Here is a 23,378-nt window from a genome sequence, read left to right on the forward strand (position 1 = left end):
GAGTCAGCGCCCCATCAGCCCGGCTACGGACGACGCTTGTGTGGCCACCGCGTCGAATCCTCCGAAGAGGAGGGCGAGGAGCACCGCGAGTGGCAGCACCATGGCCGCTGCGACCAGCGGATGGCGCGTGCCGGACGGGCGGGTACCGAAGGCGGCGATCCTGCTGCCGCGCATGGGGCGCACCGTACGACTCGCTGTGTTCGCCATGGCCCTCTCCTGAGGTGTCGGTCGTTCACGCCGGTGGTACGTCTGGTTGTCGGTCAGATGGTTGTCGGTCAGGCAAGCGGCGGGCGTTTGACCTCGGGGGACGAGTGCTACGCCCGCCGCTTGATTTCAAGATTAGGTCCGCGGCACGGCCGGGTCGTCATGCCGTCGTACCGCTTTCCGGGCCTCCGGGAGGATGACGCGGACCCGCCCGGGGTACTCCCCTGGGTGGACACCGGGCCCCCGGTCCCAGGGTGATCCCTGAGGGGGCTACCCCGAGGAAGGAGCGGCCACCCCGGCGGGACCCGGCCGCGGGCGGGATGTGCCGGACTCGCGCTACGCCTCGGTGTCGTCCCTCGGAATGGGCTGTTCCACCAGGGCGAGCACCCGGGTGGACATGAATCGGGCGGTACGTACGACGGTGCCGTTGCGGGTGACTTCACTCACTTCCACCACGCCGCGGCGCACCGCGGTCTCGACCCGGCGGCCGGCCCGGGTGGCCACCACCTCATAGGTACGGGTGGTGTCCCCGGCATCCACGACTATCTCCACGCGATCACCTTTCACGGCGTCATTCCCCCTTGGCAGACGGACCGTTGATGGTGCGGGCACGGCCGTTCCACCCCTTCGAAGCGGCCCGTTCCCACCTCTCAAGGATCCCACCCGGCACTGACAATCCCCCGTCCGGCGCATGCGCGGCCTATCGGCGCACCGGGAGTTCAGTCCGTAAGCTGTGGACGTCCAACTGGCCAGGCAGCGGGGAAGAACATGGCGATGATGCGGCTCCGGCGCGAGGATCCGCGTGTCGTCGGCTCGTTCAGGCTGCACCGGCGGCTGGGCGCCGGCGGCATGGGTGTGGTGTACCTGGGTGCCGACAAGCGCGGCCAGCGGGTGGCACTGAAGGTGATCCGGCCGGAACTGGCGGAGGATCAGGAGTTCCGTTCGCGGTTCGCCCGCGAGGTCTCGGCCGCGCGCCGGATCCGCGGCGGTTGCACGGCGCGGCTGGTGGCGGCCGATCTGGACGCGGACCGGCCGTGGTTCGCCACCCAGTACGTGCCCGGCCCCTCGCTGCACGACAAGGTCGCCGAGGAGGGGACGCTGCAGGCGTCCGAGGTCGCCGCGATCGGCGCGGCTCTCGCCGACGGCCTGGTGGCGGTGCACGAGGCGGGGGTGGTCCACCGCGACCTGAAGCCGTCGAACATCCTGCTGTCGCCCAAGGGCCCGCGGATCATCGACTTCGGGATCGCGTGGTCGACCGGCGCGAGCACCCTGACGCATGTGGGGACGGCCGTCGGCTCCCCCGGATTCCTCGCTCCCGAGCAGGTGCGCGGCGCGGCCGTCACGCCCGCGACCGATGTCTTCGCGTTCGGTGCGACCCTCGCGTACGCGGCCACCGCGGACTCCCCGTTCGGGCAGGGCAGTTCCGAGGTGATGCTCTACCGGGTCGTGCACGAGGAGCCGGATCTGAGCGGTGTGCCGGACGCGCTCGCGCCGCTGGTCTACGCGTGTCTCGCGAAGGATCCCGGGGACCGGCCCAGCACCGTGCAGCTGTCCGAGCGGCTGGCCGAGATCGCGGCCCGCGAGGCGCGCGGCCTCGGTGCGCCGCGGCGCGAGGGGATGCAGAAGACGGTGGGCCCGCGCCAGGAGCGGCCCACCGGGCGGCGGGCCGAGGAGTACGCCGAGCAGCACACCGAGCGGCGTACGGCGGGCGGCACGGCGTCCACGGCGCGCCACACCGGTCGTACTCCGGTGCCGCGGCCGCCGGCGCAGCGCACTCCCGCGCCCCGTACGCCCGCGCCCCGCACGCCGGCGGCACGCCGCTCCGGCGGCCCCGACCGGCGGCTGCTGCGCCAGCGTCTGATCGTCTTCGTCATCGTGACGCTGCTGGCCGCGGCCTGTATCGCGGTCGCGCAGGGCGCCTGGCCGCGGTGACTCCCCAGCAGATGCCGCGCTCCCCCGGGGGCTCTGGCGTCGGCACCCTTGCATCGACTACGTTACCAAGCGCTTGCTTAGTCACGTTGAGATGGATGAGCGGGAAGGACGCGGCGTATGACGACCGAACCGGCGGGCACCCCGGACGAGGAGGGCCTGCGCCGACGCGTGCGGGCGCTGCTCTCCGCGCACGACCCCGCCACCACCGACCGCCTCACATTCCTGCGGGCCCGGTTCGACGCGGGCCTGGCCTGGGTGCACTACCCCGAGGGCCTGGGCGGCCTCGGCGCCCGCCGCTCCCTGCAGGGCGTCGTGGACACCGAGCTGGCGGCGGCCGGAGCGCCCGAGAACGATCCGCGCCGGATCGGCATCGGCCTGGGCATGGCGGCCCCGACCGTCCTGACCTTCGGTACCGACGAGCAGAAGGCCCGCTTCCTGCGGCCGCTGTGGACCGGCGAGGAGGTCTGGTGCCAGCTCTTCAGCGAGCCGGGCGCCGGCTCCGACCTGGCCTCGCTCGGCACCCGCGCGGTACGGGACGGCGACGACTGGGTGGTGACGGGCCAGAAGGTCTGGACGTCCAACGCGCACAACGCGCGCTGGGCCATCCTCATCGCCCGCACCGACCCCGACCTGCCCAAGCACCGCGGGATCACGTACTTCGTCTGCGACATGACCGACCCCGGCGTCGAGGTCCGCCCGCTGCGGCAGATCACCGGCGAGGCCGAGTTCAACGAGGTCTTTCTGACCGGCGTCCGGATCCCGGACGCGCACCGGCTCGGGGCCGTCGGCGACGGCTGGCGGGTGGCCCAGACCACGCTCATGAACGAGCGGGTCGCGATCGGCGGCGCCTCCATCCCGCGCGAGGGCGGCATGATCGGCACCGTCGCCGCCACCTGGCGCGAGCGGCCCGACCTGCGCACCCCGGACCTGCACGACCGGCTGCTGCGCCTGTGGGTGGACTCCGAGGTCTCCCGGCTCACCGCCGAACGGGTCCGCCAGCAGCTCGCCGCCGGTGCGCCCGGCCCCGAGGGATCCGGCCTGAAGCTGGCCTTCGCCCGGCTCAACCAGCAGATCAGCGGCCTGGAGGTGGAACTCCTCGGCGAGGACGGACTGCGCTACGGCGACTGGACGATGACCCGGCCGGAGACCGTCGACTTCTTCGGACGGGACGCGGGCTACCGCTATCTGCGCGCCAAGGGCAACTCGATCGAGGGCGGCACCTCCGAGATCCTGCGCAACATCGTCTCCGAGCGGGTGCTCGGCCTGCCGTCCGAGCCCCGCACCGACAAGGACGCCGCCTGGAAGGACCTGCCCCGATGAACCAGCCGTCGCAGCCACTCACCCCCGACCTGCTGTACTCCGACGTCGAGGACGATCTGCGGTCCGCCGTTCGCGGCCTGCTGGCGGATCGCTGCCCGCCGACCGCGATCCTGGCCCGGATCGAGAGCGGCACCCCGTACGACCTGGACCTGTGGCGCACGCTGGCCGCCGAGATCGGCGTCGCGGGGCTGCTCGTGCCGGAAGAGCTCGGCGGCCAAGGGGCGTCCGCCCGCGAGGCCGCGGTGGTGCTGGAGGAGCTCGGCGCCGCGGTCGCCCCGGTGCCGTTCCTCGGCAGCGCGGTGCTCGCCACCTCGGCGCTGCTGGCCGCGCCCGCCGCGGCGGGTCCGCTGCTGAAGCGGCTGGCCTCCGGCGAGGCGACCGCGGCACTGGCCGTACCGCTGCCGACCGCTCCCGGCGCCGCCTTCCCGCAGGACGTACGGGCCGCCGCGGACGGCACGTTGAGCGGCCGGATCACCAGCGTCGCCGACGCCTCGGCCGCGGACGTGCTGGTCGTACCGGCGGTCGGCCCCGAGGGGCCGGGCCTCTACGAGATCGCGGCGGACGCGCCCGGCGTCAGCATCGACGTACCGGTGGCGCTGGACCTGACGCGGCCGATCGCCGACATCACGCTGGACGCGGCCCCCGCACGGCTGCTCGCCGGTCCCGACACCGCCACCGAAGCGCTGCACGCGGCGCTGCTCACCGGGGCGGGCCTGCTCGCCTCGGAGCAGCTGGGCATCGCCCAGTGGTGCCTCGACGAGACCGTCCGCCACCTCGGCGAGCGGCACCAGTTCGGCCGTCCCGTCGGATCCTTCCAGTCGCTCAAGCACCGGCTCGCCGACCTCTGGCTGGAGGTCGTCTCGGCCCGCGCCGCCGCGCGCAACGCCGCCGACGCGCTGGCGTCGGGCAGCCCCGACGCGCCCGTCGCGGTGGCCGTCGCCCAGGCGCACTGCGCCACGACCGCCGTGCACGCGGCGGAGGAGTGCGTCCAGTTGCACGGGGGCATCGGCATGACGTGGGAGCACCCCGCCCACCTCTACCTCAAGCGCGCCAAGACCGACGAGATCGCCCTGGGCACCCCGGGCCGCCACCGGGCGGCTCTCGCCGAGTTGGTGGATCTGCCGGGCACCTCCGGCTGACCGGTGAAGGTGCGGCATCGAACCCGCTGACGGAGGGCGCGCGCCGCCACGGCACAGGTCGGGGCCGCGGCGGGGCACCTCCTCGGCGCTCGAACCCGCGGGCCGTCCGCACCGTGACGGTGGTGGATTCTCGTCGCCTGCGGGGGCACCCCGCCACGTCCCCTCCGGTCGGCCGGGCGTTCCACGGCTGACTATTGCGGCGCTTCTCAGGCGGTGGGGCGGCCGGATGCCACAGCGTAGAAGGCGACGGCCGCGGCGGCGCCGACGTTGAGGGAGTCGACGCCGTGGGCCATCGGGATGCGGACCCATTCGTCGGCGGCGACGAGAGCCTGGGTGGACAGGCCGTCGCCCTCCGCGCCGAGGAGCAGGGCGACCCGCTCCAGGCGGTGCGGGGCGGCCTCGTCGATGTCGGTGGCCTTGTCGGCCGGGGTGAGCGCGAGCAGCTTGAAACCGGCCTCGCGCACCGTCTCCAGGTCGCGGGGCCAGCTGTCGAGGCGGGCGTAGGGCACCGAGAAGACCGCGCCCATGGAGACCTTGACGGAGCGTCGGTACAGCGGGTCGGCGCAGTCCGGGGAGAGCAGCACGGCGTCCATGCCGAGCGCCGCGGCGCTGCGGAAGATGGCGCCGATGTTGGTGTGGTCGTTGACGGATTCCATGACGACGATGCGGCGCGCGATCCCCAGCAGGTCGTCGGCCTCCGGCAGCGGCTTGCGGCCCATGGAGGCGAGCGCACCGCGGTGCACGTGGTAGCCGGTGACCTGCTCGGCGAGTTCCGGGCTCACCGCGTACACCGGCGCCGGCACCTCGTCGATGACATCACGCATGACATCGACCCACTTGGCCGACAGGAGCATGGACCGCATGCGGTACCCGGCGTGCCGCGCACGCCGGATCACCTTCTCGCCCTCCGCGATGAACAGCCCTTCGGCGGGCTCGCGGCGGCGCCGCAGCTCGACGTCGGTCAGTGCCACGTAGTCGTGCAGGCGCGGGTCGTCGGGGTCGTCGATCGTGATGAGCTCAGCCACAGGCTGATACTGCCCTGTCCCGCGGCACATGCCAACGCCGGGGTGGCTACCTGGCCGGTACCCGCCGGGCTGCCTCTAACCCTGGACGGCGCGTCCGACGGCGACGACGTCGCCGATGACGATGACGGCCGGCGGCCGGATCTCCGCGTCGGCGACGACCTGGGCGACGGTCGCCAGAGTGCCGTCCACCCGCCGCTGCGCCGCCATGGTGCCTTCCTGGATGACGGCGACCGGGGTGTCCGCGGAGCGGCCGTACTCGACGAGCGCGGCGGCGATGGCGCCGATCCGCTCGACGGCCATGAGCAGCACGAGCGTTCCGCGCAGCTTCGCGAGCGCCTGCCAGTCGACGAGGGAACGCGGGTCCTCGGGGGCGACATGGCCGCTGACGACCGTGAACTCGTGGGCGACGCCCCGGTGGGTGACCGGGATGCCCGCGGCGCCGGGCACGCTGATGGAGCTGGAGATGCCCGGCACGACGGTGCAGGCGATGCCCGCCTCGGCGAGCGCCTCGGCCTCCTCCATGCCGCGCCCGAAGACGAACGGGTCGCCGCCCTTGAGCCGGACCACGGCCTTGCCGGCCCTGGCGTGCTCGATGAGCGCGTTGTTGATCGCCTCCTGGGCCATGAAACGGCCGTAGGGGATCTTCGCGGCGTCGATCACCTCGACGTGCGGCGGGAGTTCGTCCAGCAGGTCGCGCGGGCCGAGCCGGTCGGCGATCACCACATCGGCCTCGGCGAGCAGCCGCCGGCCGCGCACCGTGATCAGGTCCGGGTCACCGGGGCCGCCGCCGACGAGCGCCACGCCGGGGGTCCGCTCGCGGTGCCGGGGGGCGACCAGGGTTCCGTCCCGCAGGCCCTCGACGACCGCGTCCCGTACGGCCGCGGAGCGGCGCGGGTCGCGTCCGGTGAGGACGGCGACGGTCACTCCCTCGCTGCGCCCGGTGGCCGGGGTCCACGCGGTGGCGGCCTCGGCGTCGTCGCTGCGCACGCACCAGACGCGGCGGGCCTCGGCCTCCGCGGACGCCGCGGCGTTGGCCGTCGCGTCGGTGGTGGCGATCAGCGCGTACCAGGCCTCCGCGAGGTCGCCCTCCTGGTACGGACGGCGCTCCCATCGCAGCTCGCCCGCGTCGGCCATCGCTTCGACGGAGGGTGTCGCCGTCGGTGACACCAGCACGATGTCGGCCCCCGCCGACACCAGCGCCGGCAGCCTGCGCTGCGCGACGGTGCCGCCGCCGAGAACGACCACCCGCCGTCCGGACAGCCGCAGTCCGACGGGGTAGGCGGGAGCGTCGTTGCGGTCGTCGGCCATGGCTGTACGGCTCCTTGTGGCGAAGTTGCTGCCGCTGCTCCCTTGGAGCGGCTGTGGTGCGTGCGGGGCCCGGCCCCTGCGCCCAACCCTACGGTCCGACACCCCAGGACCGCAGCGCGCAAGATCACACCCGTGTGTCCGCGCGCCCTCGAACGCCAGGCCGGCAAAACCAGCCTGCCCGGCGTTCGAGCGTGCCCGCCGCAGGCGCCGGAGACCGGGGGCTTGCGGCTGAGCCCAGCCACAAACCGGTCGGCCCGGTGCCCGAGGCGGTCAGCCCTTCTCGGTGACTCCCGCGGAGTCGAACGTCGCGACCTCGTGCATGACGCGGGCGGCACTCTGCACCAGCGGCAGCGCGAGCAGCGCGCCGGTGCCCTCGCCGAGCCGCAGATCGAGGTCGATCAGCGGTCGCAGGCCCAGCTTGGTGAGGGCCGCGACATGGCCCGGCTCGGCGCTGCGGTGGCCCGCGATGCAGGCGGCCAGCACCTCGGGGGCGATGGCGCGGGCGACCAGCGCGGCGGCGCCGGCGCTGACGCCGTCCAGGATCACCGGCGTGCGCAGCGCCGCGGCGCCGAGCAGCAGGCCGACCATGGCGGCGTGCTCCAGCCCGCCGATCGCCTCCAGTACGCCGATCGGGTCGGCCGGGTCCGGGCGGTGCAGGTCCAGCGCCCGGCGGACGACGTCGATCTTGCGGGCGTGCATCTCGTCGTTGATGCCGGTGCCGCGCCCGGTCACCTCGGCCGGGTCCTGGCCGGTGTACACGGAGATGAGCGCCGCGGAGGTGGTGGTGTTGGCGATGCCCATCTCGCCGGTGAGCAGCGCCTTGTTGCCGGCCGCCACCAGGTCGCGGGCGGTCTCGATGCCGACCTCGATGGCGCGCAGCACCTCGTCGCGGGTCATGGCGGGCCCGGCGGTGAAGTCCGCGGTGCCGTGCCGGACCTTGCGGGGCAGCAGCCCCGGGGTGCTGGGCAGTTCGGACGCGACACCGACGTCGATGACACAGACCTCGGCGCCGACCTGGTTGGCGAACGCGTTGCAGACGGCGCCGCCGCCGAGGAAGTTGGCCACCATCTGGGCGGTCACCTCCTGCGGCCAGGACGTGACGCCCTGGGCGTGCACCCCGTGGTCACCGGCGAAGATCGCGACGGCCGCGGGCTCCGGGATCGGCGGCGGGCACTGCCGTGACAAGCCGCTGAGCTGCGCGGAGATGATTTCCAGCATGCCGAGCGCGCCGGCCGGCTTGGTCATCCGCTTCTGCCGCTCCCACGCCTCGCCGAGCGCCTTGGCGTCCAGCGGGCGGATGCCGCGCAGCGTCTCCTCCAGCAGGTCGTGCGGCTCCTCGCCGGGCAGGGCCCGGTTGCCGTACTCCTCGTCATGGACCACCCAGGACAGCGGGCGGCGCTGGGACCAGCCGGCCTGCATCAGCTCGGGCTCTTCCGGGAACTCGTCGACGTAGCCGACACACAGGTAGGCGACGACTTCGAGGTGCTCGGGCAGACCCAGCTCGCGGACCATCTGGCGCTCGTCGAAGAAGCTGACCCAGCCGACGCCGAGGCCTTCGGCGCGGGCGGCGAGCCACAGGTTCTCCACCGCGAGCGCGGAGGAGTACGGGGCCATCTGCGGCTGGGTGTGCCGGCCGAGGGTGTGCCGGCCGCCACGGGTCGGGTCGGCGGTGACGACGATGTTGACCGGGGTGTCGAGGATCGCCTCGATCTTCAGCTCGCGGAACTGCTTGGCGCGGGCCTTCGGCAGGGACTTGGCGTACGCGTCGCGCTGCTCGTTGGCCAGCTCGTGCATGCGCTCACGCGTCTTGGCGGAACGGATGACGACGAAGTCCCAGGGCTGCGAGTGGCCGACGCTGGGGGCGGTGTGGGCCGCCTCCAGGACGCGGAGCAGCACCTCGTGCGGGATGGGGTCGTCACGGAAGCCGTTGCGGATGTCGCGGCGTTCGCGGATCACCCGGTGGACCGCGTCGCGGACGGCGGGCTCGTACCCGTCGGCGGCGGGCTGCCGCACGGGCGGTACGGGGGCTTCGACGGGCGGGGCGGCGGACTCGCCGGGCTCGCCGGGGAGTTCGGCCGCGACCGGCGTACCGGGCACGGGCTGCTGCTCCGCCGGAACCGGGTCCGGGGCCGCGGCCGGCTGCTCCTGGACGGGAGCCGCGGGCGCCGGGGCCACCACGGCCTCGACCGGGACGGGGACCGGAACGATGGGCTCGGGCAGCGCGTCGGGCAGGACGTAGGACTCCGTGCCGGGCTGCGCCGCGTCCGCCGGGTGCTGGACGGGGGCCGTCGCAGGAGTGATCGTTTCGGCAGGGACCTCGACGGCCTGCGGCGGCGGCTGGGTCGCGGCGGCGACCGGCGGCACGTTCACGTTCACGCTCGCGTCCACGGGGGGCTGGACCGGCCCGGCGACCGGCTCCGGTGCGACCGCTACGACGGGTACGACCGGCGCAGCCTGTACGACCGGCTCGACGGCGATCGGTGCGGCCGGCGCGGGTACGGCGTCCGGAACGGGAGTGCCCGCGTGCGGCGTTCCCGACCCTTCCTGGGCCGGCACCTGCGCCGGAGCCTGCGCCTGGACCGGCTCCGGGTTCTGGGCCTGCACGGGCTGCTGGACCGGGTCCGGCTGCTCGACCGCTGCCTGCGGCTGCGGCTGGACCGGCTCGGGCGCCGCCACGAGGACGACAGGCTGGAACTCCTGCGGCTGCGCAACGGGAGTGGCGGGCGCGGCCGACGGCCACGCGCTGCCCTGGACCGGGGTGCCCGGCTGCGCGACGGCGGCCGGCTCGGGAGCCTCGCCGTTCTGCTGCGCGGGGATGACGGCGGAATCGCTGTGGGGTACGTCCAGGTACTCGGGTCCCGCGGTGGCCGGGCCGGTCGCGCGCTGCGGGGCGGGCGTCTGGCCCTGGGCCGTCGCCGGTCCGCGGTCGGCGAGCGAGCGGACGGAAACGCCGCTGGAGGCCGGGTCCGGCATGGGCGGCCCCATGTGCAACGGCCGCCGGGGCGGCGCCGGCTGGGCCGCCGCCTGGTCGGCGACGAACGGCTCGGCGGCCGGCTCCGGAGCCGGCTCCGTGACCTGTTGGGCCACCGGCTCCGGTTCCTGGACGGCGGCGGGGGCCGCGGCCTCGGACAGCGGCAGGCCGGCGGGCTGCGCGGCCTGCGGCAGCCGGACCGTCCCGTAGTCGAGGGATCCGGAGTCCCGTCCCGCGGACTCGTGGGACTCGTGCCCGTCACCGTTCAGGGGAGGCGCGACGACAACCTCGGGCTGCGGCGGAACGGGCTGGGGGTCGCTCCAGGAGCCCTGCAGACTGGGCATCAGGAGCAGGTCTTCGTCGTCGTCGACCGCCGGCCCGGAGGGCGCCGACTGGTCGAGGAAGGTGTACGCGGGAGCGCCGTCGCCGCTCAGCGCGTCCGTTCCCCAGCTGGGAGCGGTCGGTTGGTGAGCGGCACTGCCGGGCAGATCGGCGGGCGGCTGCGGAACCGCTTCCCCGACTGCGTTCTCCGGCAGTCCCTCGCCCGGGACCTGGCCGGTGTCAGTCATGCGTGCCCCTCGCCCATCGGTATCGCTCCTTCCAACGCCGCGCCGCGCACACTGTCCACCCGCCGGCCGCAACAGCCGGCAGGCGGGGGAAGCGGCGCGTCGGCACCGCGTGTGCTGCCCGGCGGCGACGGATGACCAACAGATCGACAACGGGTCGATCCGTCAACGCACGACGACGGCACAACGATCCGCCAGCCTACCGCGCGTGCGCCGAAGGACAGTCCAAGGGTCCACAGTGCGGTCGGGCCGGCGGCCCCGCCGTCACCTGCGGTGGCCGCAGAGGGCGAAGGTGACGAGGCGTTCGCGTTCCGCCCAGCCGGAATCCAGTTCGACGGTCTGCAGCAGCGCGCGTTCGACGTCGTAACCGCCCTCCTCCAGGGCCCGGCTGACCGCCTCCGCCTCGTCCCGGTTGCCCGCGCTCGCCACGATCCGCTCCGGGCGGCGGGCGGCGCAGGCCGTGACGACCTCCGCGTCTCCCCCGCCGATCCGGATCACATCGGGCTCGGGAAGGTCCTCCAGCGCCTGCGGTGCGGTGCCGTGGACGACCTGGAGCTGGACGCCGAAGCGCCGGCCGGTGGCCGCGATCCAGTCGCACGCGTCCTCGTCCTGGTCCACCGCGATCACGGCCGCGCCGAACCGGGCGGCCTCCACGGCGAACGCCCCGTCCGCGGAGCCGATGTCCCAGACCAGGTCGCCGGTGCGCGGTCCCAGCCGGGCGAGTTGGAGCGCCCGCAGCTGGTGCGAGCTGTCGCCGCCGTACTCCGAGGAGGGCAGCGCCCAGCCGCGTACCGCGCCCGGGAACGCCGGATCGCGGCCGGCGATCCAGCCGCCGCGGCCCGCGACCGCCGGGTCCGCGGAGGTGATCCCGCCGACGACCAGAACGACGTTGGGATCGCGCCAGATGTGGTCGGCGACCTTGTCCGAGGTGAGGACGCTGACCTGTTCCTGATCGGTGCCCAGTGCCTCGCAGATGACGAAGGTGCGGTGCACACCTTCGAGCAGCAGGGCGAGTTCCGCGGGGCCCGCGCCGGGCGCGGTCAGCACGGCCACCTTGGGGTAGGCGCGGCAGACATTGACCGCGCGGCGCAGCGAGCGGCTGTGCGCGACGACAACGCGGGCGTCCTCCCACGGCATGCCGGCCATGGCGAAGGCCCGTGCGACGGAGGAGACACCGGGCACGACCTCGATCTCCAGGCCGTGCTCCGGATCGCGCAGGGCGCGCACGACGCCGAAGAAGCCCGGGTCGCCGTCGGCGAGCACCACCGCGGTACCCCGGTGCTTGGCGATCCGGCGGGCGGCCAGTTCTATGCTGCCGAGCACGATGCGCTCGGCGGCCGCCGGTACGTAGGGCAGATCCAGATGACGGCGGGTACCGGCCACCAGGGTGGCTGCGGCGAGCGCCGACAGCGCGGCGTCGGACGGCGGGGAGCCGTCCCACCCGATCACGGTGACCCGGTCGGCCATGTCGTCAGTCTCCTGGGCGTGGTCGCGGTCGGGGTCCGGGCGTGGCGCGGTCCCCGGAGAAGCACAGTACCCCGGGGCCCGATCTTGACCGGGCGACGGCACCGCCGGGGCCGCTACTCCCAGTCGGCGAAGGCCACGTACCCCTCGTCCCCGGAGGACCGGCCGGGCAGTACGTCCAGGTCCTCCGGCAGCAGGCTCCACACGATCAGGTCGGTACGGATCTCCGTCCAGCGGCCGCCCGGGTCCTCCTCCGGCCGGCTGCGCACTATGCCGGCGTTGCGCAGCACGCCCTCGCTGATGCACCCGATCTTCTGGGCGACCTGCTGGGAGGCGGTGTTGTCGGCGGCGATGCGCAGTTCGAGGCGCTCGAACTTCTGGTCGTCGAAGAGCCACTGGGTGACGGCGAGCACCGACTCGGAGGCATACCCCTCACCGCGCGCCCAGGGGGCGGTCATGTAGCCGATCTCACTGCTGCGGATGCGCCAGTCGGTGTTCTGCAGGTGGACGGTGCCGACCAGCCGCTGGGTGAGGAACTCGGTGACGGCGAAGACGATGCCGCGGCCCTCGGTGCGTTCCGCGGGGGCGATCCGGGTGGCGAAGGCGCGGGCGTCGTCCTCGGTGTACGGCTGGGCGACGGACGTCCAGGCGGTGACCAGCTCATCGTTCATCATCTCCGCGAGGGCGGGGATGTCGGCTTCCTCGTAGGGGCGCAGCACCAGCCGCTCCGTACTGATGGAGATGTCCGGAAAGGTGGAGGTCATTCGCTGCTCCGTAACCAGGGCATGTGTGGAAGGCACAGCATGCAGCATCGGCCGCGACATTCGCAGAGCGGGCTCGCAGATCGGTTCGCGGGGGGTGATCCGCGAACGCCCTTCCAGGGTAGGCCGAATGACGGCCAGGGGCGGGTATCCGCCGCCGTCATCCGATCCTGCTAGCGTCTGGCCGCGTGACGTTGCACCACGCAGCAGGAGTCGGATCCCAGCGGGCCGCGGGCTCCTACGAGCGCTCCCGCCCCTCGTACCCCATGGCCGCGCTCGCCGCGCTGGCGGACGCCCTGCCGTTGCAGGTGGGCCGGACGGCGGTCGATCTCGGGGCGGGCACGGGCAAGTTCACCCGGCTGCTGGCGCTGACCGGGGCCGAGGTGCTGGCCGTGGAGCCGGTGCCGGAGATGCGGGAGCGGCTGGCGGAGCTGCTGCCCGGGGTGGTGGTGACGGCGGGCACCGCGGAGGCGACGGGGCTGCCGGACGGCTGCGCGGACGCGGTCGTGGCGGCGCAGTCCTGGCACTGGTTCCAGGAGACGGACGCGCTCGACGAGGTGGAGCGGCTGCTGCGGCCGGGCGGCGCGCTCGCCCTGGTGTGGAACACGTACGACACCTCGGTGCCGTGGGTGCGCGACTTCCAGGACATCTACTTCCGGCTGGCGCCGCGCGATCTGCCGAGTCCGCCGCTGGCCTCCGGAATCGGGGATCCGGACAACCGGTGGCGCCGGTCCTTCGAGGGGCGGCCGGGCTGGGGCCGGGTGCACGAGCGGCACTGGCCCAATCCGCACTCGACGACCGTCGAGGACGTCGTCGAGCGGATGATGTCGTCCAGCCACATCGCGGTGCTGGACGCGGCCGAGCAGGAGCGGGTGCGGGCCGAGCTGGAGTCGGTGCTCGGGGCGCACGAGCCGACCCGGCGCGGCGGCGACATCGAGATGCCGTACATGACGGACGTGTACTGGGTGCGGCGCCGGTAGCGGGCGGCGACGCACCGCACCCCGGCCGCCTGGTCGGGCGGCCGGGGTGCGAAGGGCCGGGTGTCAGGCGACGGGCTTGCCGAACGCCGGGATCACCGAACCGTGGTACTTGGTCTCGATGAACTTCCTGACCTCGTCGGAGTTGAGGAGCTTGACGAGCTTGAGGACCCGCGGGTCGTTCTGCTTGCCGTCCTTGACCGCCAGGAAGTTGGCGTACGGGTTGCCCTCGGCCTTCTCCAGGGCGAGGGTGCCCTTGGCCGGGTCGAGCTTGGCACCGAGCGCCACATTGCCGTTGATGACGGCGGCGGCCACGTCGGGCAGCTGGCTGGGGAGCAGCTCCGCCTTCGCGTCCTTGAACTTCAGGCCCTTGCTGTCGGCGATGTCCTGCAGGTTGGCATCGGCGCCGACCCCGGGCTTGAGCGTGATCAGGCCCTTGGAGGCGATCAGCTGCAGCGCGCGGCCCTGGTTGGTGGTGTCGCTGGGCACGGCGATGGTGTCGCCGGCCTTGATCTCGCCGAGCGTCTTGGCCTTGCCGGGGTAGAGGCCGAGCGGTTCGAGCTCGACGTTCACGACCGGCACGATGTGCGTCTTGTTCTTGGCGTTGAAGTCGTCGAGGTACGGCTTGTGCTGGAAGAAGTTGGCGCCGACCTCGCCGTTCTCGGTGGCGGTGTTCGGTATGACGTAGTCGTCGAACTCCTTCACCTCCAGCTTCAGTCCGGCCTTCTCCGCCAGGTTCTCCTTGACGAACTTCAGGATGTCGGCATGCGGCACGGGGCTCGCGGCGACGACCAGCGCGTCGTTCTCGCCGTCCTTCTGGGTCGGGTTGGCGGCGCATGCGCTCAGGCCCAGGGCGAGGGTCCCGGCGGCCAGCACAGCGGTGGTGATCTTGGTGGTGTTACGCACGAAAAGTGCCTCTTTCTCAGTGGATGGTACGAGCCGGAGGGAGCCCGGCGGGTCAGGAGGTCTCGGTGGTCTCCGCGACGCGGGCGGCGCGCAGCAGGCGGAGTTTGGGGGCGCCGGAGGTCCGGGCGCCGCGGCGGGCCAGGGCGCGGGCGGTCAGGTCGCCGATCAGCTGGACGGCGGTGACCAGTGCGATCAGCAGCACGATCGTCGCGACCATGACCTTGTTCTCGAACCGCTGGTAGCCGTAGGTCCAGGCGAGGTTGCCCAGGCCGCCGGCGGAGATCGTGCCGGCCATGGCCGAGTAGCCGACGAGGGCGATGACGGTGGTGGTGAGACCGGAGACCAGCGACGGCAGCGATTCGGGCAGCAGCGCCTTGACGACCACGGTGCGGGTGTTGCCGCCCATCGAGTGGACCGCTTCGACGAGCCCCGGGTCGACCTCGCGGATCGAGGTCTCCACGAGCCGCGAGAAGAACGGGATCGCGCCGACGGACAGCATGACGACGGCGGCGTTGAGCCCGAACGCCGCGCCGACGAGCCAGCGGGTGAAGGGGATCAGCGCGACCATCAGGATGATGAACGGCAGCGACCGCGTGATGTTCACGACGACGCCGATGATTTTGTTCAGCACTACGTTCTGCAGCAGCCCGCCCCGGCCGGTGAGAACCAGGAGCACGCCCAGCGGCAGGCCGATCGCGGCGGTGATCACGGTGGACCAGCCCACCATGTAGAGCGTTTCCCAACAGGCCGTCGTGAGCAGCGGCTGTATTTCGGCCCAGGTCATTTCACGGTCTCCTTCACGCGCGCGGCGGCGGCGGTCTGTGCCACCTCGACCTGGATGCCCTGCTCGCGCAGGAAGCCGATCGGTACGACGTTGTCCTCGAAGGGACCGGGCAGTTCGATCCGCATCCGGCCGATCTGGCGGCCCGCGATGGTCTCCATGGCCGCGCCCAGGATCGACACGTCCACGTTGTAGGTGCGCGCCAGCTGGGAGATGACCGGCTCGGTCGCGCTCTCGCCGTGGAAGGTGAGGTCGATGACGGTGCGGTCGGGGCCTGACGGCTCACCGCCGACCGGGAAGAGCTCGTGTGCGAGCTCCGAGCCGGGGGTGGCGAGCAGCTCGGCGACGGTGCCGGACTCCACGACCCGGCCGTTCTTCATCAGCGCGGCCGAGTCGCAGATCGCCTTGACGACGTCCATCTCGTGCGTGATGAGCAGAACGGTCAGGCCCAGCTGCTGGTTGAGGTCGCGCAGCAGTTGGAGGATGGAGCGGGTGGTCTCCGGGTCGAGCGCCGAGGTGGCCTCGTCGGAGAGCAGCACCTTGGGGTCGCCGGCCAGCGCGCGGGCGATGCCGACGCGCTGCTTCTGGCCGCCGGACAGCTGCGCGGGGTAGGCGCGGGCCTTGTCGGCGAGGCCGACCAGGTCCAGGAGTTCGAGGGCCTTGCGGGAGCGCTCCTTGCCGGAGACGCCGAGGATCTCCAGCGGCAGCTCGACGTTGCCCTGCACGGTGCGCGAGGCCAGCACGTTGAAGTGCTGGAAGACCATGCCGATTCCGCTGCGGGCGGCGCGCAGCGCGGCTCCCGCGCGGTCGGTGCGCCCGCCGAGCGCGGTGAGGTCCTGCCCGGCGACCTCGACGGTGCCGGAGGTGGGGCGCTCGAGGAGGTTGACGCAGCGGATGAGGGTGGACTTGCCGGCGCCGCTCTGTCCGACGACGCCGTAGACCTCGCCCTCGCGGACGTGCAGATCGACGCCGTCCAGGGCGGTGATCTCGCGGTCACGCGAGTGGTAGACCTTTCTCAGGTCCGTGGTGGTGATCACAGGGGTATCCGTCACTGTCGAGTGCGCGGCAGACATAGCGCCGCACAGGGGGCATTCTTCTCGGATCGCGGCACGGATCGGCCCGTCGGGGCCGAGCGGGGATCAGCGGCAAGAAGAAGGAGTCGCTGGAAAACGTGACGCGGGGCTGAGCCCTCGGCTAGTCACACATTCGACACGTACAACGAACACCGGGCGTGGTCGCCTCGGTCGCGCGGCAGCGGCTGTTCGTCGTGGTCATGAGATCCAGTAAAGCAGACCTCCAGGCCGCGTCCCGCATTCCGGGCAGGCCGTTCACTATGCGGACAGCTGCTCATTTCCCGGCGCTGATCTCCGCGCCCTCGGCTGTGACCTGCACCGATACGGCGGACAGATCAGCGACCACCCCATCCGCGATCAGCTCCGCGGCGCCATGGGTTGTGGTCAAGGCCACGGTTCGCATCCCGGCGGCGGCGAGCCGGGCGGCGCCCAGCCGGCCGGTGGCGGAGGTGACCGGGGGGCCGCGTCCGGGCCCGTTTGGCCCGTAATAGAGTCGCGGCATGCTCGACGCAGTCACCATCACGGTCTCGGTCGCGGCGCTGCTGCTCGCGGCGTGGTGCGGTTTCGCGGCCTTCCGCGACCAGCCGACCAAGGACTGGCACTTCATCGGCATGGCCGTGGTCACGGTGCTCGCGCTGGTTCAGCTGGTGATCGCGTTGGTGAAGCTCTCCCACGGTGAGAAGCCCGACCAGGGAACGTTGATCTTCGTGTCCTATCTGGTCGGCGCCGTCTGCACGATCCCGGCGGCCGCCTTCATGTCGCTGACCGAACGCACCCGCTGGGGATCGGCGATCGTGGCCGCGGGCGGAGTGATCCTTGCCGTGCTCGAAGTACGGCTTTTCGACATCTGGGGAGGCGGCAGTGTCTGAGCCCGCACGCGAGGCATCCGAGGCACCGGCCGCGAACGAGGACGGGACCGCGCGGGCCGGGCGGATCGGCCGCGGTCCCGGGCGGCTGCTGCTCTCGCTCTACGGGGTGTTCACCGTCGCGGCGGTGTCGCGCTCGCTCGTCCAGATGATCACGAAGTTCCATGACGCGCCGCTGGCGTACGTGCTCTCGGCGGTGGCCGGACTCGTCTACGCGGTGATCACCGTCGCGCTGTGGCGCGGCGGCGAGGCGGCCCGCAGGGTGGCGCTGGTGTGCTGCTCGGCCGAACTGGCCGGCGTGCTCGCGGTGGGCACCTTCACCCTCGTCGACCCGTCCGCGTTCCCCGACGCGACCGTGTGGTCGGACTTCGGAATCGGCTATCTCTTCCTGCCGCTGCTGCTGCCCGTCGCCGGGCTGTTGTGGCTGCGCAGGTCGGCGCAGCCACAACAGCCGTAACGAGAACCGTTCAGGCGGTGGCGGCGAACGTCACCGCCGGGGCGTCCTTCTCCATGGTGACCAGGCTCAGCCGCCGGTTGACCGGCTCGGCGTCGCCCACCTGCTCGTACCCCAGCTTGCGGTACAGCCGCAGGTTCAGGTCGCTGCGGTGGCCGGTGAACAGCCGGTACCGCTTCGCCTCGCCCTCGGCGGACAGCCGCTCCTCGACGGCGTGCAGCAGCCGGCCGCCGAGGCCGTGCCGCTGCATACGGGGGTGGACGATCAACTTGGCGATCCGCCCGGTGCCGTCGACGTCGACGACTCCGCGTACGGAGCCGACGACCTCGTCGCCGAGCCGGGCGACCAGGACGCACCCCTGAGCCAGCTCGGCGCGCAGCGCATCGAAGGTCTGGGTGAGCGGTTCTATGGTGTAGTCGCCGTAGAGCTCCGCCTCGCTCTGGTAGCAGAGGTACTGGAGTTTGAGGATCTTCTCGGCGTCGTCTGGATTCGCCGTAGAGATGGTCACGCTCATGCCCATGTGCGCAGGCCTCCCCTTCGAGTCCGCCCGGGCTGATGAGGGTGTGATGCGCGCCCGGGACGTGTGCCTGACCGGAGTTGGAACTGGTGTGCGCCGTCTCCGTGGCGCTGATGATCGCACAAACGCCTCGGCGCGGTAGATGCCTCGCAATACCCGCATCCGGTCACGCTCGAACGCGCCATGAACGCCTTGTCGCCGACTGTTTACCGTGCCTTACCCCGTCTTACCGGGGATGCAACCCCAGATTTCAGGATCGCGCGCAGGCAGCCGAGACAGCGGGAGCGCAATGGGCCGATACTGCCCTGTGAGATTCCCAACTCCCGGGAGATTTCCTGGTATGTGGGGTCGGAACGGGACATCAGGGCCGTAACGACCTGCGGGCAGCGTCCCGGCAGTCGCTGGACGGCGGCGTGCACGGCCGCCCGCTGCTCGGCGCTGAGCACCTCGTCCTCGACGGACGGTCCGCGGTCGGCCGCCGGGTCGCGGCCCGGGGTGTACCGCAGCTCGCGGCGGACCCGCCGGCCGGCCTCGCGCACCTCGCGCCGCACCGCGGAACGGAGCCAGCGGGCGGGATCGGCCGGCGGCACGGCCAGTTCGAGCAGCCGCAGCCACACCGCCTGTTCGAGGTCGGCGGCCTCGATGCCGCCGGTCACCTCTTCGGCAGCCGCCTCCGCGGCGATCAGGGGGCGCAGCCGGGTCAGTTCGTCCGCTTTCAGCAACATGGTCATGATCGCCGGGACGACGCGGCCGCACCCGGCGGTTGCCGGGCGCGGCCGTCTTCACTCGTCAGGGTGGATCAGCCGCCCGCGACTGCCGGTTCAGGACTTCAGGAAGTCCTGGCGGGCGAGCAGCGCGGTGTCGGCGTTGTCGGAGAAGATCCCGTCGATGCCCTGCTCGAAGTAGGTCTTGAACGCACCGAAGGCGTCGCCGTAGGCGTTCGGGTCGGTGCCCCTGCGGAAGTCGGCGGGCAGGAAGGTGTTCTCGTTGCGCATCGTGTAGGGGTGCAGGATCAGCCCGGCCGCGTGCGCGTCGCGCACCAGCGTGGTCGGGGTGCCGAGCTTCCCGGCCGCGTCGACGGGAATGATCAGGGTGAGCGTCGGCCCGATGCCCTGCGCGAAGCGCGCGGTCCACTTCAGGCCGGCGGGGGTGATGAGGTCGTCGACGGTGCGCGGGTCGCCCGCCTCGACGAAGTCCCACGGGCGGCTGCCGAGGCCGGAGAGCAGGAAGATCTTGGGGGCGGCGATACCGAGCGAGCCCAGCCGCTGCAGGCTGCTCGACTCGAAGGACTCCAGGAACTGCGGGGAGTTCTTGCGGTCACGGCCGTAGCGGCGCAGCAGCCTCGCCAGCCGCTCCTCCAGGCCGAGGCCGAGCTTGCGGAAGTAGGTGGGGTGCTTGGTCTCGGTGTGCAGCCACACCGGACGGCCCCGCTTGCGCCCCTGCTCGTCGGCCCACTGGAGCACCTCCTCGAAGGTGGGGATCTCCCAGCGGCCGTCGTAGAGGGTGTTGCGCTGCCGGTTGGCCGGCAGCCGCTCCACGGCGCGCAGTGTCTTCAGCTCGGCGAGCGTGAAGTCCTCGGTGAACCAGCCGGTCATGGCAGTGCCGTCGATGGTCTTGGTGGTCTTGCGGCTCGCGAACTCGGGGTGGTTCGAGACGTCCGTGGTGCCACCGATCTCGGGCTCGTGCCGGCAGACCAGGTGGCCGTCCTTGGTGGGCACGAGGTCCTGCTCGATGACGTCCGCGCCGATGTCCAGGGCGTACTGGTAGGAGCCGAAGGTGTGCTCGGGGCGGTAGCCGCTGGAGCCGCGGTGCCCGATGACGGTCGGCACCGGCAGCTTGTACGAGCCGTGTCCGCCGCGGTTCGCCGGCGTCCCCGCCGCGTCCGCCGTGCCCGGCAGGGCGAACACCGCGCCACCGGCGCCCAGGGCCGCCGCCGCGCCGAGGACGGCCCGGCGGGCCGGTCCTGATCCCTGCTGGTCGTGCGTCATGTGCTCTCCCCTGTTTCCGGTGACTGCGGCCGAACGCCTGTGCGGCGCCTGCCCGGGCAACCCGCGCATCGTAGGCGCGTACATGTTTCGTACGAGCCACGACCGGCGAAACATGGGCGGAACGCACGTCAACACTGCGTAGCGGGTGTGTGAACCCGGCGTGCGCTCACCCGGCGGACGGAAGTATCGTCCTCATCCATAGGGGGTGTGCGCCAGTGCGCGTGCGCCCCTGGTCTGCGTTCCATCGATCCCCTGCCCGGAGGGCCCGTTGTTCCGTTTCCTGATCAATACGCTGCTCGTACCGCTCCTCCGCGTGCTGTACCGCCCGCGTGTCGAGGGAATGGAGAACATCCCCGCGACCGGTCCCGTCATCCTGGCCGGCAACCACCTCGCGTTCTCGGACTCGCCGTTCATGACCCTGGTGGCCCCGCGCCCGGTCTTCTTCCTCGGCAAGGACGAGTACGTGACCGGCAGCGGCATCAAGGGCCGCGCCAAGGCCGCGTTCTTCACCACGGTCGGCATGATCCCGGTGGACCGGGACGGCGCCCGCGGCGGCGCGGCGGCGCTGATGACCGGCCGCCGGGTGCTGGAGGAGGGCCAGATCTTCGGCATCCACCCGGAAGGCACCCGCTCCCCCGACGGCCGGCTGTACCGGGGCCGTACGGGTGTCGCCCGGCTCGCCCTGATGACCGGCGCGGTGGTGGTGCCCTGCGCGCTGATCGGCACCGAGCGCGTCCAGCCGGCCGGCAAGAAGCTGCCGCGCATCCACCGGGTGACCATCCGCTTCGGCGCGCCCCTGGACTTCTCCCGCTACGAGGGCATGGACCGCGACCGCTACGTGCTGCGGGCCATCACCGACGAGGTGATGAGCGACGTCATGCGGCTCTCCGGCCAGGAGTACGTCGACATTTACGCGACCAAGGCCAAGGCCGCCTGACCGACTGACCCGAAGCGCCCGGCCCCGCCCTCAGTGGGCGGAGCGGGCCGTTTCCAGCTTGGTGTGGCGCAGCATCCTCCAGGCCCACACCGACGCCCCGATCAGCACCACCGCGCCGACCATGGCCGCGATGCGCAACCCGTCGGTGAACGAGGCCTGTGCCGCCACCAGCAGGGTGTCCGCGCTGCCGGTCGGCAGCGTGCCCGCCACCTCGACGGCGCCCGCCAGGGAGTCCTTGGCCTGCGCGGCGCTGTCCGCCGACAGTCCGGCGGGCAGCGTCAGGTTGGAGTAGACGCCGGTGACGATGGAGCCGAGCAGCGCGATGCCGAGAGCGGCGCCGAGTTCGTAGGCCGTCTCGGACACCGCGGCGGAGGCGCCGGCCTCCTCCTCGGGGACGCTGGAGAGGATCACGTCGGCGGTGACGGTGAACGAGAAGCCCGCGCCCACCCCGACGATCAGCAGCACGGCGAAGAGCAGCGGATACCCGGTGTCCGGGGTGAGGCCGAACAGTCCGGCCAGCGCGAGACCGCTGGCGCCCAGGCCGCCCGCGACGACCAGCCGGACGGAGAAGCGGCGGGCGGCCACGCCCGCGCACAGCCCGGCCCCCACAGCGCCGACCATGGCCGGAAGTTCGGCAAGCCCCGCCTCCAGCGGCGAGCGCCCCTGCACCATCTGCAGGAACTGCGACAGGAAGAAGATCAGCCCGGACAGGCCCAGCACGGTGAGCAGATCGGCCAGCACCGCGGCGGAGAAGCCCCGGTTGCGGAACAGCCGCATGTCCAGCAGCGGTGCGGGCAGTTTGTGCTGCCGCCGGACGAAGGCGTAGAGGCAGGCCAGGCCCACCGCGCCCGCGACGAAGGCGGCGGGCTTCGCCCCGTGCGCCGCGATCTCCTTGATTCCGTACACGACGCCGAACATGCCGACGAGCGACAGTGCGACGCTGACCAGGTCCCAGGGGCCGGGGTTGGGATTCTTGGACTCCGGCAGCAGTTTGTAGCCGACGACCACCAGGACCACCATGACCGGCAGGTTGATCAGGAAGACCGAGCCCCACCAGAAGTGCTCCAGCAGGATGCCGCCGACGACCGGCCCCACAGCGGCGCCCGCCGTCGAGGCCGCGCCCCACACGCCGATCGCGAAGCTGCGCTCGTGGGGGTCGGTGAAGAGGTTGCGGATCAGCGCGAGGGTGGACGGCATGAGGGTGGCTCCGGCCACGCCCATCAGGGCGCGGGCGAGGATGAGCATCTCGGGAGTGTGCGCGTACGCGGCCAGCACCGACAGCGCGCCGAACGCGGCGGAGCCGATGAGCAGCAGCTTCTTGCGGCCGATGCGGTCGCCGAGGCTGCCCATCGAGACCAGCAGCCCGGCGATGACGAAGGAATAGATGTCGCCGATCCACAGCACCTGCGTCGAGGACGGCTCCAGGTCCTCGGTCAGGAACGGCATGGCCAGCCCGAGCACCGTCGCGTCGACCGCGACGAGCAGCAGCGCCAGCGTCAGGATGCCGAGCGCGAGCCAGCGGGAGGGGTGCGGGGGCGTGGGGGGCACGGGGGCGGAGGGCTTGTGCAGGGCGTCGCGGGTCATGACGCGCTCCGCAGCATCCCGCCGAGCAGCAGTTCGGAAACCATACGGGCCGAATCGTTCCGTGCCATACGTCCATCCTGGACGCACCAGGCCGAGGCCGCGATCAGGGCGTACAGCGCCTCGCCCAGCCAGGTCGGCGACAGGTCGTACCGGAACAGCCCCTGCTCCTGGCCGCGCCGGAACAGCGCACTGACCCGCTCGTCCACCTGCGCCCAGCCCTCGTTGACCTCCGGCAGGTCGTAGAGCTGGTTCTCGCCGTAGAGGAAGGCCAGGAAACCGGAGACGGGCATGGCCTCGTCGATCAGCCGGCGGACGGCTTCGACCGGGTCGCCCTCCTCTATGCGGGCGGCGTCCAGTCGCTCGTCCATCTGTGCGATCCCGAGCAGGCCGAGGGCCCGGACGAGGGCGTCGCGGCCGGGGAAGTGCCGGTGCAGGGTGGCCCGGCTGATGCCGGCCGCCTTGGCGATCTCGTCCATGGACGCGGTGGCCCGCCGGCTCAGCAGGGCCGCGGCGTCGCGCAGCACCTGTTCACGATCGAAACTCATGAGACAAATATAGCGCGCATGAGACATTGATGTCTCATTCTTGGCCACAGAACGGGCGGA

General features: G+C 72.3%; 22 protein-coding genes and 1 pseudogene. 7 read left to right on the top strand and 16 right to left on the bottom strand.

What is annotated here, in order from left to right:
- Positions 1-3: 3 nt before the first annotated feature.
- Together AC07DC_RS18455 and AC07DC_RS18460 are read right to left on the bottom strand one after the other, a co-directional pair.
- Positions 4-207 carry a hypothetical protein gene (locus tag AC07DC_RS18455; RefSeq protein ID WP_478915463.1) on the bottom strand — a complete coding sequence of 68 codons (204 nt, stop codon included), beginning with the start codon at positions 205-207 and terminating at the stop codon, positions 4-6.
- A 333-nt stretch (positions 208-540) separates the two neighbouring features.
- Entirely contained in the window at positions 541-771 is a 231-nt protein-coding gene (locus tag AC07DC_RS18460) for a hypothetical protein (RefSeq protein ID WP_138352665.1), read from the bottom strand.
- A 201-nt stretch (positions 772-972) separates the two neighbouring features.
- On the opposite strand from AC07DC_RS18460, the gene AC07DC_RS18465 reads away from it, so the two are divergent.
- The 3 genes from AC07DC_RS18465 to AC07DC_RS18475 all read left to right on the top strand — a co-directional run bounded on the left by AC07DC_RS18465 (position 973) and on the right by AC07DC_RS18475 (position 4,595).
- Positions 973-2,136: a serine/threonine-protein kinase gene (locus AC07DC_RS18465; protein ID WP_478915464.1), complete on the top strand. Its 1,164-nt coding sequence runs from the start codon at positions 973-975 to the stop codon at positions 2,134-2,136.
- A gap of 117 nt (positions 2,137-2,253) precedes the next feature.
- Positions 2,254-3,456: an acyl-CoA dehydrogenase family protein gene (locus tag AC07DC_RS18470; protein ID WP_478915465.1), complete on the top strand. Its 1,203-nt coding sequence runs from the start codon at positions 2,254-2,256 to the stop codon at positions 3,454-3,456.
- Complete coding sequence (locus tag AC07DC_RS18475) at positions 3,453-4,595, top strand: acyl-CoA dehydrogenase family protein (protein WP_478915466.1); 1,143 nt, start codon at positions 3,453-3,455, stop codon at positions 4,593-4,595. The genes AC07DC_RS18470 and AC07DC_RS18475 overlap by 4 nt, the downstream gene beginning before the upstream one ends.
- Before the next feature lie 206 nt (positions 4,596-4,801).
- On the opposite strand, the gene AC07DC_RS18480 is transcribed toward AC07DC_RS18475, so the two are convergent.
- From AC07DC_RS18480 to AC07DC_RS18500, 5 genes are all read right to left on the bottom strand, one after another.
- Positions 4,802-5,620: a TrmH family RNA methyltransferase gene (locus tag AC07DC_RS18480; protein WP_478915467.1), complete on the bottom strand. Its 819-nt coding sequence runs from the start codon at positions 5,618-5,620 to the stop codon at positions 4,802-4,804.
- A gap of 75 nt (positions 5,621-5,695) precedes the next feature.
- The gene (gene cobA / locus AC07DC_RS18485; RefSeq protein ID WP_478915468.1) at positions 5,696-6,928 is read right to left on the bottom strand and encodes a uroporphyrinogen-III C-methyltransferase; all 1,233 of its coding nucleotides are present in this window, start codon (positions 6,926-6,928) and stop codon (positions 5,696-5,698) included.
- Positions 6,929-7,198: 270 nt separating this feature from the next.
- On the bottom strand, positions 7,199-10,468 hold the full coding sequence (gene cobT, locus AC07DC_RS18490) for a nicotinate-nucleotide--dimethylbenzimidazole phosphoribosyltransferase (protein WP_478915469.1): 3,270 nt from the start codon (positions 10,466-10,468) through the stop codon (positions 7,199-7,201).
- 261 nt (positions 10,469-10,729) lie between these two features.
- The gene (cbiE, locus tag AC07DC_RS18495; RefSeq protein WP_478915470.1) at positions 10,730-11,932 is read right to left on the bottom strand and encodes a precorrin-6y C5,15-methyltransferase (decarboxylating) subunit CbiE; all 1,203 of its coding nucleotides are present in this window, start codon (positions 11,930-11,932) and stop codon (positions 10,730-10,732) included.
- Between the two features lie 113 nt (positions 11,933-12,045).
- A complete protein-coding gene (locus tag AC07DC_RS18500; protein ID WP_478915471.1) occupies positions 12,046-12,693 on the bottom strand; it encodes a GNAT family N-acetyltransferase in 648 nt (215 codons plus the stop codon).
- A 185-nt stretch (positions 12,694-12,878) separates the two neighbouring features.
- Here AC07DC_RS18500 and AC07DC_RS18505 point away from each other — a divergent pair, with 185 nt between their 5' ends.
- The gene (locus AC07DC_RS18505; RefSeq protein ID WP_478915472.1) at positions 12,879-13,670 is read left to right on the top strand and encodes a class I SAM-dependent methyltransferase; all 792 of its coding nucleotides are present in this window, start codon (positions 12,879-12,881) and stop codon (positions 13,668-13,670) included.
- A 63-nt stretch (positions 13,671-13,733) separates the two neighbouring features.
- Here AC07DC_RS18505 and AC07DC_RS18510 read toward each other — a convergent pair whose 3' ends face one another.
- The 4 genes and pseudogenes from AC07DC_RS18510 to AC07DC_RS18525 form a co-directional block, all read right to left on the bottom strand.
- Complete coding sequence (locus AC07DC_RS18510; RefSeq protein ID WP_478915473.1) at positions 13,734-14,573, bottom strand: MetQ/NlpA family ABC transporter substrate-binding protein; 840 nt, start codon at positions 14,571-14,573, stop codon at positions 13,734-13,736.
- A 52-nt stretch (positions 14,574-14,625) separates the two neighbouring features.
- The gene (locus AC07DC_RS18515) at positions 14,626-15,357 is read right to left on the bottom strand and encodes a methionine ABC transporter permease (RefSeq protein WP_478915474.1); all 732 of its coding nucleotides are present in this window, start codon (positions 15,355-15,357) and stop codon (positions 14,626-14,628) included.
- Positions 15,354-16,427 carry a methionine ABC transporter ATP-binding protein gene (locus AC07DC_RS18520; RefSeq protein ID WP_478915475.1) on the bottom strand — a complete coding sequence of 358 codons (1,074 nt, stop codon included), beginning with the start codon at positions 16,425-16,427 and terminating at the stop codon, positions 15,354-15,356. The genes AC07DC_RS18515 and AC07DC_RS18520 overlap by 4 nt, the downstream gene beginning before the upstream one ends.
- 274 nt (positions 16,428-16,701) lie before the next feature.
- A pseudogene (locus AC07DC_RS18525) lies at positions 16,702-16,857 on the bottom strand (HAD family hydrolase); the annotation flags it as partial.
- 70 nt (positions 16,858-16,927) lie between these two features.
- Here AC07DC_RS18525 and AC07DC_RS18530 point away from each other — a divergent pair.
- On the top strand, positions 16,928-17,296 hold the full coding sequence (locus AC07DC_RS18530) for a hypothetical protein (protein ID WP_478915476.1): 369 nt from the start codon (positions 16,928-16,930) through the stop codon (positions 17,294-17,296).
- Positions 17,289-17,750 carry a hypothetical protein gene (locus AC07DC_RS18535; protein WP_478915477.1) on the top strand — a complete coding sequence of 154 codons (462 nt, stop codon included), beginning with the start codon at positions 17,289-17,291 and terminating at the stop codon, positions 17,748-17,750. Before AC07DC_RS18530 ends, AC07DC_RS18535 begins: the two co-directional genes overlap by 8 nt.
- Before the next feature lie 10 nt (positions 17,751-17,760).
- On the opposite strand, the gene AC07DC_RS18540 is transcribed toward AC07DC_RS18535, so the two are convergent.
- The 3 genes from AC07DC_RS18540 to AC07DC_RS18550 form a co-directional block, all read right to left on the bottom strand.
- A complete protein-coding gene (locus tag AC07DC_RS18540; protein ID WP_478915478.1) occupies positions 17,761-18,267 on the bottom strand; it encodes a GNAT family N-acetyltransferase in 507 nt (168 codons plus the stop codon).
- Positions 18,268-18,470: 203 nt separating this feature from the next.
- Complete coding sequence (locus AC07DC_RS18545; protein ID WP_478915479.1) at positions 18,471-18,995, bottom strand: sigma-70 family RNA polymerase sigma factor; 525 nt, start codon at positions 18,993-18,995, stop codon at positions 18,471-18,473.
- 90 nt (positions 18,996-19,085) lie between these two features.
- Positions 19,086-20,252, bottom strand: coding sequence for a glycerophosphodiester phosphodiesterase (locus AC07DC_RS18550; RefSeq protein WP_478915480.1), 1,167 nt, complete (start codon positions 20,250-20,252; stop codon positions 19,086-19,088).
- A gap of 268 nt (positions 20,253-20,520) precedes the next feature.
- On the opposite strand from AC07DC_RS18550, the gene AC07DC_RS18555 reads away from it, so the two are divergent.
- A complete protein-coding gene (locus AC07DC_RS18555) occupies positions 20,521-21,189 on the top strand; it encodes a lysophospholipid acyltransferase family protein (RefSeq protein ID WP_478915481.1) in 669 nt (222 codons plus the stop codon).
- Between the two features lie 30 nt (positions 21,190-21,219).
- Here AC07DC_RS18555 and AC07DC_RS18560 read toward each other — a convergent pair whose 3' ends face one another.
- Positions 21,220-22,773: an MFS transporter gene (locus AC07DC_RS18560; protein ID WP_478915482.1), complete on the bottom strand. Its 1,554-nt coding sequence runs from the start codon at positions 22,771-22,773 to the stop codon at positions 21,220-21,222.
- The gene (locus AC07DC_RS18565) at positions 22,770-23,318 is read right to left on the bottom strand and encodes a TetR/AcrR family transcriptional regulator (protein ID WP_478915483.1); all 549 of its coding nucleotides are present in this window, start codon (positions 23,316-23,318) and stop codon (positions 22,770-22,772) included. Before AC07DC_RS18565 ends, AC07DC_RS18560 begins: the two co-directional genes overlap by 4 nt.
- Positions 23,319-23,378: the final 60 nt, after the last annotated feature.

The sequence above is a fragment of the Streptomyces sp. NPDC045021 genome (assembly GCF_056432645.1).